This is a genomic window from Geobacter sp. (genome assembly GCA_009684525.1).
GTDB lineage: Bacteria > Desulfobacterota > Desulfuromonadia > Geobacterales > DSM-12255 > Geoanaerobacter.
Genome location: WKKR01000002.1, coordinates 234,321 through 247,611, shown reverse-complemented (window position 1 = coordinate 247,611; position 13,291 = coordinate 234,321). Strand labels below are relative to the sequence as shown.

The following is a 13,291-nucleotide window of genomic DNA, read 5'->3' as shown; positions in this document are numbered from 1 at the left end:
CTGCTCGAAATATTCGCCATGCTTATCAATTCGCATCTGACACGTGCACAGTGGCTTCAGGCCGATGCCCCTCGGCCAGTACCGTCGCAAGCACGTCACGCCCGGCTTCAGGTCGGCCCAGTCGGAGCGCATTCTGACGCATCATCATCAACCGCTCACGATCATGCAGCAGCATCTCCACCCGCCACGCCAGCGCCCCGGCATCGCATGCCTTCACCGCCGCGCCGTTTTCGAGCAGGAAATCCGCGTTCCTCTCTTCCTGGCCCGGTATCGGCGACACCACAACCATGGGAAGCCCCACGGCAAGGCATTCGGAGGTAGTCAGCCCGCCCGGCTTGGTGATGGCCAGGTCGCTCGCCGCCATGATCCGCTCAATGACCCGGGTAAAACCCATGGGAAAAAGTCGTCCCGGATGACGCTCCGCCAGTTTTTGCAGATCTGCCAGCAGCTTTTCGTTCTTCCCGGCCAGAGCCACCAGCTGGAAATCTCCATCCAGCCGCAGTAGTCGTTCCGCCAGCAGCTCTATCCCACCGACTCCGGCTCCGCCCGACATCATCAGCAGAGTCGTTTTTGCCGGATCGAGGCCAAACTCAGCTGCGCAGACGGCGCGATGCCGCTCTTCGCCGAAGACCGGCATGATCGGAATACCGGTCACGTGCACCGTTTCCGCGGGAATGCCGCGCTCGACCATGCGCCACGCCACCTCATCGTGGGCCGCGAAGTAGCCATTCAGATGCTCATGGATCCAGAGCGCATGCACGTCAAAGTCGGTCACCTGTACCCATACCGGCCTATGAAAGCTCCCCTTCCTGATCTTGCGCGCCAGGAGCTGAACCGGCAGAAAATGGGTGCATATCACATGATCCGGGTCGATTTCGGCCAGCACTTTCTTGAACTTCTGGGTATTGAGCCGCTCAATGGCTGACCGCAGGCGACTCATGGCCGAATCGACCCGCTCATGGTCGGTCTTATCGTAGAGATACCCCCAAAAAGCGGGATGGTGCTCAATAACCTTGATGAAGGTTTCTGCGTAGAGGGTCTTGAATAGTCTCGGCACCAGCTCCATCAGATCCAGATGGACGGCCTCCACGCCGGGGTACCACCTCTCTGTGGCAGCCTGCAGCGCCTGAGCCGCCCGCACATGCCCGGCCCCGGCCGAAACACTGAGGATGGCGATTTTCTGCGCCTTTTCAGAAACCGTCATAATTTCTTCGCCTCCACCGGGGCATCCTGGATCAGGATGTGCCAGTTGGGACGCTGCCAGCTGGCGCGAAACTGCTCCGGCGTGGATTCTACCGCCCGCTTCTCCTTTTCATATCCATCCAGGAACAGCACGTAATCGGCCTGTGCAGTGCTGTTGCCGGCCTGTTCGTCAAATTGCCTGACCATGCCGTTGGGGGTGCTGACCTTGCGCCCCATCACCTCGACAACCGGGAACCGAAGCCCTTCCATGCCGCCGCCCGGTTCATATGCCTTGAAGATCAGCTCAGAGCAGACCAAGGCAGAGTCGGTCTGGAAATCGAAGTTGAAATCATAGGGACGGCCGCTGTAGTGGAAGGCACGCAGGATGGCCAGGGCCTTGTCCCGCTTGGAGAGTCGTGGCCGGATCACGGCGATGGAGTCGGAGGCGCCGGTATACTCAAGCGACGTAAACGAAACGCCTTCCGAGATAGCCTCCAGGATGCGAGCCGGGTGCGTTTCCTCCTTAATGACCATGCTGTTGGCGTAGGCACTCGGATAGCGCTGCCGCAGCAGGCTTTCGAAGTCGCCGCTGCTGATCCCTTGCCCCTTGACCCACTCGCCCACGTCCTGGTCGTTGAAAAAGGCTCGACGCTCCTCGGCTGTGCCGACAAAGAGCGCCACATGCGTCCAGAAACCGGGCAGCCCCAGGTTGGAAAGGTACCATTCATGGCGCTCGAAGATGATGTCTCCCGGCTGAAGGCGCTTGCCCATGGCTTCGATCTGGCCAGCCGAAATCAGGTGGCTGTGGGGCCGGACAACCTTGGTGTCCCCCATCCATGTGGAAACCCCTTTCTGCAGCGGGAACCAGGCGGCAAAACCGGTTTTCTGCACCACTGCCAAGGCATTTTTCAGGGTCAACTCGTGCCCTTTCCCCTTGCCCATTGCCCAGATCACCCGGCTGTCCTCGTCGATGGCTTTACCCAAATCCGGCGGACCGTTGGCATAAGTCTTCGCGATCACCTGCAGTGCGGCAAATTCGCTGGCAATGGCCACGTTCAGAAAGCGGAACTTGAATCGGTCAAAGGTGCGGGCCGGAATACCCAGTTCCGGCACTGCTTCGTTGAGAATGGTATCCAGGTCGGGATTTTTGTCTGCCAGGGCAATGAACTCCAGGGCATAACGGTAGCTGGCAAGGAAAGAAGCGTTGGCAACAGCAAAGGAAGCGCTCTTACGTTGCCGACCCTGAAACAGGTCGAATTTCCGGTGCTCACGGCGAATACCGTCCAGGCCGGCCAGGCTGTTCAGAACTCCGCTCCAGGTGCTCCAGATGGCCATTTTCTCCTGACGCGGCAGCAGCTCTTTTCTGTGCGCCTTGTCCGGGTTGAACAGGTCCGGTCGGGAGCGAGCGAATTCGACTGCCCGCTGCAGGTTGGTGCGCAGTATGGTGAAATCCTGTATGTCTCCGGTCACGCGCTGCTGGAAGGCAGAGTCGGAGATGATGGTCTGTGCATCTGCACTCGCAGGGCAGGCTGCCAGCAACAGAAGCAAGGAGAGCATCAGCATGTTCAGCATAGATCCTCCACGGCTCATCAAGTGCAATTCACGGAGCCGACACTATTTCCTGCTGGTCACTCCCATCAACTGAGCCATATACATAGTCGGCGCATCATTAATACGTTTGCCGTCATGGTAGAAGGTGACCAGCTGCAGGGTCTTGTCGTTGGCGGCCTTGATCGCCACGTCGTCCGGGGTGAAGGTGGTGCGCCCCAGCGACTTCTTGGTTGGCCAATCGACGCCGCTGTAGGTCAGATAGACCAGCTTGGAGCAGTAGACCCGCCCCTTTGATTCGACATCGAAATTGAAATCGTATGGCTTGCCCACCTGCCGCAATGCCTGGATTATCGTGTTGGCGCGCGCTTCGCGGCTCTGATCCGGTTTACGCAGCACCCCGATGCTGTCTATGTTGAGGAAGTGCTGCAGGGTATTCATCTCGACCCCGGAGCGCAACGCCTCCACCACCAGCCGCCCCTCGCGGATCGCTTCGCGATAGCGTGCCACGAGCGGGTTGTCCCAGATGCCCAGCTCCTTCAGCTCTGCCTCTGTCCCGATCCAGACCGCCGCATGCCCCCAGTAGCCGGGGATAAGCTTGTCGGTCAGGCGAAACGGGGTCTTTTCCAGCAGGATATCGCCGGACCGCAGGCTGCTGCTCACATCGGCCAGAACGTCGCTCTTCTTATAGAGTTTCCCCTTGCGGGTTTCCACCAGCCCCACGGCATTGCCGAACACCATGCTGAACAGGCTTATCCCTTCCCGTTCCATGCCGGTCAGGGTATCGGTGGTGATGCCGGTCAGAAAGCCCAGCTTGCGGCCGACCACGTAGAACGGGGACCATTTCTTGACCATGGAATACGAGGGGCTCTGGGTGATCAGGAGGCTGAGGTAGCCGCTCTCCGGGCTCTGGTCCAGCGTCTTGCGGAAGCGTACCGATTCGCGTTCGTAGAACTTGATCGCCTTGCGCACCCTGGCCCGGTTGGAGATGGAGTTGTAGTTGAGAGTCACCTTGGCCAGGGCGGCACTGGTGACGGCATAGCCGGGGTCGCGCTCGTTGAGGATGCGGCGCAGCTTGCTGTCCCCCTCAAAGAGCGAGATGGCCAGCAGGTAATTGTCGTAGAGCAGCATTGCGGAAGAGAGCGACAGCATCACCCCGGTCAGGCGGGCCTCCGGCGTTATCCCCTGCCTGGCCAGCTCCTTTTCCGAGCCATCCATCCAGCATTCGTGGGCTTCAGCTGCTGCCAGGAGCTCTTTGCGCAAGCTCAGATGCTCGTTGATGCCGATGTTGATCAAGGCCAGGTCGTCACCGGAAAGCGGCTTCCCCTTGTCCAGCTTTTCCTTGATGGCCGTGCCGACCTTGATGGTTTCGGCCCGCAGGGTCAGCGCCCGTTCCGCCAGGATACGGAACTCTTCCACCTCTTTCCTGAGTGAACTCTCCACTGCTGTGCTGCCGACACCATGCACTGCCGCGAGATGCTCCTTGCAGACATCGGCAGCGAATGCCGGCAGCGTCAGGAAAAGGGAAGTCGCTGTGACAACGGCGAACAACAAACGCTTCATTGCATGACTCCTTGGCGGGAATTTATTTCTTCATAACCTGCGCCCCGTACTGGCGGATGAATTTCTTGAAATTGACCCAGACGTCATTGAAACCAAAGGCCTCCATCTCGGTCTCGGCGTCGGCCAGGGTCCATCCTTGCTGCTTCATGCGAAAGGCCGCCACGACAATGCCGGTCCGGTCCTGGCCGTGACGGCAGTGGACATAGACCGGCTGGTTGGCCGGGTCGGCCATCAGCGCCACCACCCGGTCCACCTTCTCCTTCAGGCCATCCCTGGTCATCTCGATCGGGATGGCGATCGCCTTCATACCGGCTGCCTCCACCTGGGCCTTCTCGTTCTCCGAGGTCCGCATGTCGATCACGGTCTTGACCCCCAGCCGCTTCAGAGTGGCATAGCCCCCCGTGCCCGGTTGCGCACCACGCAGCACTCCCGGCGCCACTCGGCCCACATTGGAGAGTCCGGGAAGGTTATAGAGCCGCTCAGAGGAATGGACGCTGGCGGGAAGGGTAATGGAATGTGCTGAACTGACGCCATCTGCAGATGCAATCAAAGCTGTTGTCACGATAATTAAGGCAATGATGGCACATGTACCCTTAATATTCCGCATATTCATTACCTGATATCCTCTTGCATATAGATTGAACGAGTTGCCGCTGAGCCACAGCTCCAATGGCGAGTTAGCCTTTTACGCCTGCGGAAATGACCGCCCAATAATAAAGCCCAGCTACGGCATCCCGTAACTCAGCACCCCATCAATCTTCATCGGCATACTATCAGTACAATAAAGCCGCGAAATCTCCTAGACCTCTCCTGCATTGCAATACAGTCTATTTTACGACAGGCCATACGACAAAAACCTACTTCGGCGCACTGTTACGAGGAGCGCTGTTTGCCACGGCCTATCTGCTGCCGCCTGCTCCCATCTCCCGCCCCAGTTGCCAGGCCATCCGCGCCAGGAGCAGCACGCCCAGGAGCAGTACTCCCCATAACAGCGCCTTCCTCCAGGTCGCGGCCGGGACGTGCGGTTTCAGCGCCTGTGCGCCACCCGATTCGACCGATGCCCCGGCTTTGGCCGGAAGCGGCATGATCTGCTGCTTTTCCCAGGTTGCAAGGCCTGCTGCTATGCCGTCGTCCCGCAGGGTGTCGAGCTCTGTGAAGGCGCTGCCATAGGCCAGCCGGAACGGCGGTTCGCCACGGGCGGCAAATATCAGATGGTGCGGCTGCCAGCCGACTTCCAGCAGCGGCAGCCTGCTCCCCAGCCCCCCGCCGGGCTGCCTGACCCTGATCAGCCATTGCCTGTCCGCGGTTGGCGCAATCTCCAGCGGGCTGTTTTCCACCACGGTCGCGTCCCGGCGCAACCGGTAAAATGTCCCGCACCCTCGCTCGATCCAGGGGCTTTTGTTGTCGGGCCGCGAATAAAAGGTGACACCGGCCAGGCTGTTTTCGTCCGGGAAGACCAGGCGCAGACGGTCAACCGGCATCTGGCCGTCGGTCCGCGCCAGGTACTCGCCGCTCCTCCCTTTGATTGCCGTGATGACGTACGTTGCCTTTTCACGCTGCCGGGTCGAAAGGGTTGATTCGAGCCGGGCCGTAACGGAATCGAGCCGCGGCGCGCCCAGCTCCGGGCCGATGCTGAGCCGGAAGTAGCGGGCTTTTACGGCGGGAAACTCGATCCGGTTCTTGTTGAGCTGCCGGTCTTTTACCGACAGGGTGGCTATTGCCCCTGTTGCGTGTTGCCGCCACAACTGCAGATCGTCGCTGGTTTCCACCCGCATGGTGCCGATATACCCCTTCTCGCCGGGTGTAAGGCCGATGTCGAAGCCTGTGACCCTTTGATCCAGCGCACTGGCATCCACGATATAGCCGGTGATCGGTCTGCACAATGCCTTACCCGTTGCGGTGTTGAGGGTGACAATGGCGCCCTGCTCGTCGGTACGGGCCATGACGGCGATAGCCCCCTGCTGCCGGCGCATGGCGGCGGCAAGGGGAAAGAGCGGCAGATCTTTCCCGGCCGATGCGGTTTTTGCCGGGGACGGCGTCACCAGGGTAAAGGGGACGATCTCACCTTTGCCATTGAACAGGGCCAGATCTCCCAGACCCCGTTGGCTGGTCCAGACATAAACCTCTTTCGGCAGCGGCAGTTCGTGCAGGGCTCCCGCACCGGCGAGCTCCAGCGGCATCATCCGGGCGAAGTCGTGCAGTTGGGGCGACTCCGACGCACGGGCCGGTGCACATATCGCCAGGACTGCCAGAACGATCACCATGAGGTGTTTCATGACACGCTCCCTTTCGCTGCCTGGGGCGGTACCGGCGAAAACCAGCCGATCAGCAGAATCAGCAGGCCGACCACGACAAAGGAGATGATGCGGGCAACGCTGCCATGACCGGCCAGATCCACCAGGAAGAGCTTGGCTACTACCGCAGCCAGGAGCCCTGCTCCGGCCAGCCATATCCGGCGCCCACCCCGCCGGGTGGCCACGGTCATGGCTGTCAATGCCAGCAGGCACCAGCAGATGGAAAGGGTAGCCTGGACCGTAAGCGACGAGAAGAGGCCATGAAAGGTAAAGGGAACATCGCACCAGTGATGGATGCTCCGCAGCAGAACGGCGTTCAGCCAGATAAAGGAGGTGAGCGCCAGGCCGATAGCGGCTTCCCGCTGCGGCAGCTTCTCTGCCGGGTCCGGGATCACGTCCCTGACAACCCGGTACCAGCAGACCAGGCTGATCAACACCATCAGGGTGGCGCCGTCCAGCGGATTCACCAGCGGCAGGTAGGAAAGCGGCCAGGGGTTGCCGGCCTGGGTCAGGTTGGCGTACAGCAGCCAGAGCCAGGCAGCCAATGCCACTGGCGTGGAACCGATTCCCAGGTAGGCGGCCCGATTAGTCGCAACCGGCCAGGGGAGCCGATCACCATGACGGACGATCAGCAACACCACTACTGCCGGGATCACCCCCCAGACAGATACTGCCCAGGTCTCCATCCCCGGCAGATGATGTTGGATGCGGCCGGAGAGCTCCCAGGAGGCAAGCAGGGTCACCAGCCACAACGGTACGGCATGAGCCGCTGCCGGGAGTTGCGGCTGACGCTGTCGGCTTCTGTACAGGATCAGATACCAGGACACAAGGGCCAGCGGCCAGCCGAGCCAGCCGCCATGGATGGAAGGATAGCTGGTACCATTCAGGCACTGCAGCAGGGCACAGACGGCCATGGCCGGGAGAAGCCCCAGGGCGGGCCACTCCAGCAGCCGCCAGTCGAGCCGTTGTTGCAGGAAGCTGCAACCAAGGCAGGAGACGGTCACGAATGCCAGGGATACCCCGAATGCCAGGTCGCTCACCGTGTGTGCTCCCACCTCGTGCAGACCACCAGAGAACCACCAGAGCATGCCCCAGGCAAAGAGCAGTTGCCCGGCGAGGCGTTCGGGGGCTTCGAGGGAGTTTTTGGAGCGGCTGAGCAGCCGGGCGCTGAAGAGGGCAGCACCGCTTATCAGGAGCGTGCCGATGTAGGAGCTGTTCAGCACCGGCCAGACGCCGCTTCGCAGCCCATTGTCGCCAAAGAATATTACCCCTGAACCGATCATCAGCAGATAACCGAACAGGCGTGCCAGGCGCCGATCCTGACGCAGCCCGGCCCAGACCAGGGCCGCCCCTTCGATGCTCCAGGCAGCAGAGGTCCAGCGTCCCTCGAAGGCCAACGGTATGGCCAGGGTGCCGAACACCGTGCCCAATGCAAGAAAGGCCTCAGCCAGATTGCGCATCCGTTCCGGCTCGCCATGGAACAGCCGTTGTGCCATGCCGAGATACCATATGCCGGCTGCCAGCGCGCTCCAGGCCAGGCCGTATTCGTACTCACGCACCAGGGCAGCCTGGAAGGCAAAGGCCAGAAGCGGCGCACCGAATACCAGGGTGCAGTCGATGTAGCCGTCCAGCACCGTCGACTGCTGCCGCGCATAAAGCACCGGCAGTGCGGCATAGATCAGGAAAAACAATACGAGAAACGGCTCCACGGTGAAGAGGTATTCGGGGCTGTAGAAACGGCTCCCCCACAGGGCGCTGACGATGAAGGTGGCGATGAACCCGAGCAGATTCAGCTCGCGCCAGGCGCACCGACGGGCAATGGCGAGAATCCCCCCGTTGAGGACGGCATAGTAACCGAACAGCATGGCCGGATTGCTGTTGCCGATACCGGCCAGTTCCGGCGCCAGGAAACCGCCCGCGCTCCCCATCACGGCCAGGGAACGGGAGTCCTGGGCCATCGCCAGAATGGCCGACAGGGCACAGACAATTACCAGCAGGGCAAAACCGAGGCCAACCGGGATCAGGTGATAGAGATGCATGGTGGCATAGGTGGTCAGGTAGAGAATGCCGATGCCTCCTCCCTGGATCACCTGGGCGTAGACCGGCCGTTTGCTTCGCAGCCTCCAACCGGTGGCCAGCAGTGCGCAGCCTCCCAGGGCGGCCGCCGTAAGACGCAGCTCGATGGGAAAAAGCCCGCGCTGGGCAGCATACTTCACCAGGAAGGAAACCCCGAAGAACAGGATCACCACCCCCAGCTTGACCAGAAGGTTCTCGCCGGTAACAAGGTTCCGGAACAGATTGCCGATAGACCCGGACGATGCTTCGCTGCTCCCCCCACGAAGAGCCGTTGCCCCGGTCGGGCCGGAAACGGGCTCCGGTTCGACGTTGTGCGACACCGGCGTGGTCCGACTGGGCGCTGACCAGATGAATTCCTCGTCCTGCACCCTGTCGGCATCGCTCAGTTCCACCACCGGAAGGTCTGCTTCCTGAAGGCCATGTTCAGCGCTGGCAGGCACGGTTTCAGGCCGCGACAGATCCTGTTGCGTTTCGCGCAGATGTTCTGCCAGCCGCTGCCGCAGCCAGCCCAACTCCCGCTCAGATGCTTCCTGACGCTGCTTCAGGTCGAGATACAGGGCGCACAACAGGCCCATGGCCAATCCAATAAACGCGCCGCCAACATGGAGCAACATCCCTCCCAGCAGCGCTCCGACAACGGGATATACGATGCTCATGACACCCCTCCATTACTGGCGAATCATCAATCGGTTTTCCCCGTGCGTTACGGCACAGGCGCTTAGTCCTCCGGTAGCCATGAGAAATATCCCTTGTTTTGCAAACATACATGCCTCCTTTCAGGATGGAGCGTGACTTCAGCGGAGCATCACGCCGGCGGCCAGGGCGCGCAGGATCGAACGCCGCCTGCGGTGCCAGGCCAGAGGATGGTGGGTGTACCAGGATGTCAGCCAGGAGATGGTGGTAACGGAAGCAACCAGGACTACCAGAGGGATAACGGCGACGGCCAGTTTCCAGAAAAAGGTTTCCATGACATCCTCCCTGCAACGTTCGCTTGTCTATGGTTGAACGTATTACAGGGAGCATGCCAGAGGGCACAGTAACGCGTATCTAATTGATTATATTATTATTTATTTGCTTACGAGAGAGATTTTGACCGAATTGCCACGTTACTGAGGAGCAATTTATGGATGGCATGGATACATAATTTGTACTGGATGGGAAACAGAATGAGTCCAATTGGAAATAGATGGGGGGGCGTTTTTCGCCCCCCGTGCCTTATCCAGCCACTGCCGCCAATGCGATCTCTTTCAACCCTTTCAGGTCGAGTTTGCCGGTCCCCAGGATCGGCAGGCTCTCAACCTCCAGGTAACAGTCGCGCCCCGGTTTCCAGAGATTGGGGAGATCGCTTTCCGCGAGGTGGCGGTGCAGTGTTTCGGCATCGGCAGCCTCCTTGGCAAAGATCACGACCAGCCTTTCCCCCTTCTTTTCATCCGGCACTGCGGTGACCGCCACCACGCCGGTCTGGCCCAGGCGGTTGTGCAATTCGTCCTCCACCACACCATGGGGGACCATTTCGCCGCCGATCTTGCTGAAACGGGAGAGGCGGTCGGTAATCCGGATGAAGCCGTCGTCGTCCATGACGCCGATGTCGCCGGTGACGTACCAGCCGTCCCGGATCACCTCGGCGGTTTTGTCGGCCCGTCCCAGGTAGCCGAGCATGACGTTGGGCCCTTTGACCAGAATCAGTCCGGGTTCGCCCGGCTTGCGCAGGGCATTGCTCTCCGGGTCCACCACCCGGATCGCCACGCCGGGGATCGGGTGCCCCACGCTCCCCTCCTTGGCCCCATGCTGCTCGACGCCATCGATCTTCACGTCCGGGAGGCTTAAGGTGATGACCGGCGACAGCTCGGTAGCGCCGTATCCCTCCATGGGACGAATGCCGAATTTTTCCTGGAAGGCGTCGGCAACCCTGCTCTTCAGTTTCTCAGCGCCGGTTATCACCAGCCGCAGGGTGGAGAAATCCTCCTTTTTTGCCCGACGGAGGTAGGAGAGGAGGAATGTCGGGGTGGCAAGGAGCAGGGTCGATTTGTGCTCCCGGACGACCTGCGCGATCTTTTCGCCATCCATCGGGTTGGGATGGTAGGCGGCGGAGAAGCCGCTCACCAGGGGGAACCAGAGGGTGGCGGTGAACCCGAGCGAGTGGAAGAAGGGGAGCGCCGAACAGATATTGTCGTTCAGGTTGACGCGAAAGACCATGCGGAGCGCCTCGATGTTGGACATGATGTTATGGTGGGTCAGCATCACCCCTTTCGGCTCGCCGGTGCTGCCGGAGGAGAAGATGACCGTGGCAACCCGGTCCGCATCGAAACCCTCGCGCCTGCACAGCATCCGGGCCGGAAGGAACCGCGCCCTGAGCATGGCGAGCTGCTTGTCACGGGCAGTAATCGCGGGGAGGATATCCTCCAGCATAATCATTCCTTCCAGGCGGGGCAGGCCGGGAACCTTTTCCAGGAAGGCATGCGAGGTGACGATGGTGGTGATGCCGCACTGCTCAACGGCCAAACGGAGCGAAGCCTCGGCGGCCGTGTAGTTCAGGTTCACCGGCGCCCGACCCAGGAGCGACAGGGCCAGGTTGGTCAATACCCCGCCCACTGACGGCGGCAGCAGCAGGCCGACATGGAAAGCATCGCCGATCCTCGGCTCCAGTTCCCCGGCCAGGGCGAGCGCACCGGCCAGCGTATGGCCATAGGTGAGGGCCTTCCCGGAGGTGTCGGCAACGGCAGGGCGGCCCCAATTCTCTTTGGCGGCATCGATGAAACATTCGCCGAGCGGTTTTCTGCGCGGCTTGCGCGACTCAAACCAGTCGCAGGAAAGCTCCATCACCGCCTGCCGCACCTCCATGGCCGTGCTGGTGGCCGGCATGGGGCTGCCGAAGAGAATGCCGACCGGGTAGGGGGAAAGAGCCGGGGGCCGGGAGAGGAGTTTGCCATGGGCATAGCTGAGGATGCTCCCCCATGCGCCGCCGATATAGACCGGGATGATCGGATAGCCGCTGTCCTTAACGATCCTCTCGAAGCCGCCGCGGAATTCCCGCAGCATACCGTTGCGGGTCAGAGCCCCCTCGGCAAAGATGCAGACCATGTATCCCTCATCGAGTGCGGCGCGCGCCCGCTTGATGAACTCCACGATCTCTTTTTTACCGTCGCCGGAAGATACCGGGATCACCCCCATCAGCCGGAACAGGCCGCGCAGTACAGGGGTGTTGTAGATATTCCGTTCCATGACGAAACGGATGCGGCGCTGGTTGGTGGCGGTCAGCAGCAGGGCGTCAACCCAGGTGACATGGTTGGGGATCAAAAGCGCCGGCCCTTCGATGGGAAGATGTTCTACACCGCTGATCCGGATGCGGTAGAAGATTCGCATCGTAACCAGGGCGATGAAGCGGAGGAGAAAATCCGGCAGAACCCGAAACGAGATCAGGGTCAACACCATGGTCATGGCACCGATGATGCTGAAACCCTGGGCAGCTGAAAGCCCCATCGGCCCGCTGAAGAGATAGGTCAGGCCCGATGCCCCGAGAACGCCGACCCAGTTGACGAAACTGGAGGCAGCCAGCACTTCCCCCAGCTTTGACGGTTCGGCGCGGAACTGGATGAATGTCTGCAGCGGCAGGCTGAAGAGGCCCGCTGCCACGCCGAACAGCACGATGATGGCAATGCAGGTATAGATCTCGGCAGGAGCGGCATGGAGCATGATCGGCGCTATGGTGAGGCCGAGGGCTCCGATCGGGACAATGCCGAACTCCACGTCGCGGCCGGAAAGCCTTGCCGCCAGGAGTGAACCACCGCCGATGCCGAGGGCTGCGGCAAGGAACAGATACCCCGACTGTGCCTCGGAGAGGCCGAGATGCTGCATGCCGTAGCCGATCAGGTTCAGCTGGGCGAAAGCACCGACAAACATGAACCAGGCAAGGCCGATCACCGCCAGCATCAGGTGCCCGTCGTGGCGGATGGAAAGGATGGTGCGGAGTATCTCGGTCGGAAAAAGGGCGATCTTTCGCCCTTGATCCGCGGTTTCGGTCCGGGGCAAGCCCCGGGCGCTCCAGAGCCCGGCCAGGGCGATGCAGAGGCAGGCCACGGCTGCCGGAGCGAAACGGCCGGTCAGCGCCTGGGTCAGGAACGATGCCAGGGCCGTGCCGAAGATGATGGCCAGGTAGGTGAACGACTCGATCAGGCCGTTGGCGCGGGAGAGCTGATCGCGGGCGGCCAGCTCCGGGATGACGCCGTATTTGGCCGGCGCGAAAAAGGCGCTGTGCGTCCCCATCATGAATACGATCAGGTAGAGACCGTTGTGCCAGCCAAAGGCAAAGGCAGCGACCGCGGCAGAGGTCACACCGACTTCCACTACCTTGACCGATACGATGACCCGCGACTTGCTGAGCCGGTCGGCCAGGCAGCCGGCAGGCGCGGAAAAGAGGAGGAACGGCAGGACAAAGGCGGCTCCCACCATGGCGGTTATCACTCCGGCATTCGCTGCCCCCTGACTGGAAATCAGGAAGAAGATGATCAGGAGCTTGAGGACATTATCGTTCATCGCCCCCAGGAACTGGGTCGCGTTCAGGCGACCGAAGGCGCGGGGGAGGCTGGCGTTTCCGTTTCTGTTTGTATCACCGGTCGATTGCATATGAT

Annotated in this window: 8 protein-coding genes; all 8 read right to left on the bottom strand. The window is 61.1% G+C overall.

The window, feature by feature from the left end:
- Positions 1 to 25: 25 nt before the first annotated feature.
- The 8 genes from GJT30_07405 to GJT30_07370 all read right to left on the bottom strand — a co-directional run bounded on the left by GJT30_07405 (position 26) and on the right by GJT30_07370 (position 13,286).
- Complete coding sequence (locus GJT30_07405) at positions 26 to 1,204, bottom strand: glycosyltransferase (protein ID MSM39430.1); 1,179 nt, start codon at positions 1,202 to 1,204, stop codon at positions 26 to 28.
- Entirely contained in the window at positions 1,201 to 2,772 is a 1,572-nt protein-coding gene (locus GJT30_07400) for a hypothetical protein (protein ID MSM39429.1), read from the bottom strand. The genes GJT30_07405 and GJT30_07400 overlap by 4 nt, the downstream gene beginning before the upstream one ends.
- Before the next feature lie 24 nt (positions 2,773 to 2,796).
- Positions 2,797 to 4,293, bottom strand: a complete 1,497-nt coding sequence (locus tag GJT30_07395; protein MSM39428.1) for a Poxvirus G6 — start codon at positions 4,291 to 4,293, stop codon at positions 2,797 to 2,799.
- A 22-nt stretch (positions 4,294 to 4,315) separates the two neighbouring features.
- Positions 4,316 to 4,906 (bottom strand): protein-tyrosine-phosphatase, encoded by a 591-nt coding sequence (locus tag GJT30_07390; protein MSM39427.1) that lies wholly within the window; start codon positions 4,904 to 4,906, stop codon positions 4,316 to 4,318.
- 286 nt (positions 4,907 to 5,192) lie between these two features.
- Positions 5,193 to 6,569: a DUF3999 family protein gene (locus GJT30_07385; GenBank protein MSM39426.1), complete on the bottom strand. Its 1,377-nt coding sequence runs from the start codon at positions 6,567 to 6,569 to the stop codon at positions 5,193 to 5,195.
- Positions 6,566 to 9,319: a DUF2339 domain-containing protein gene (locus tag GJT30_07380; GenBank protein MSM39425.1), complete on the bottom strand. Its 2,754-nt coding sequence runs from the start codon at positions 9,317 to 9,319 to the stop codon at positions 6,566 to 6,568. Before GJT30_07380 ends, GJT30_07385 begins: the two co-directional genes overlap by 4 nt.
- Positions 9,320 to 9,457: 138 nt before the next feature.
- Positions 9,458 to 9,631: a hypothetical protein gene (locus tag GJT30_07375; protein ID MSM39424.1), complete on the bottom strand. Its 174-nt coding sequence runs from the start codon at positions 9,629 to 9,631 to the stop codon at positions 9,458 to 9,460.
- 247 nt (positions 9,632 to 9,878) lie between these two features.
- Positions 9,879 to 13,286 carry an MFS transporter gene (locus GJT30_07370; GenBank protein ID MSM39423.1) on the bottom strand — a complete coding sequence of 1,136 codons (3,408 nt, stop codon included), beginning with the start codon at positions 13,284 to 13,286 and terminating at the stop codon, positions 9,879 to 9,881.
- Positions 13,287 to 13,291: the final 5 nt, after the last annotated feature.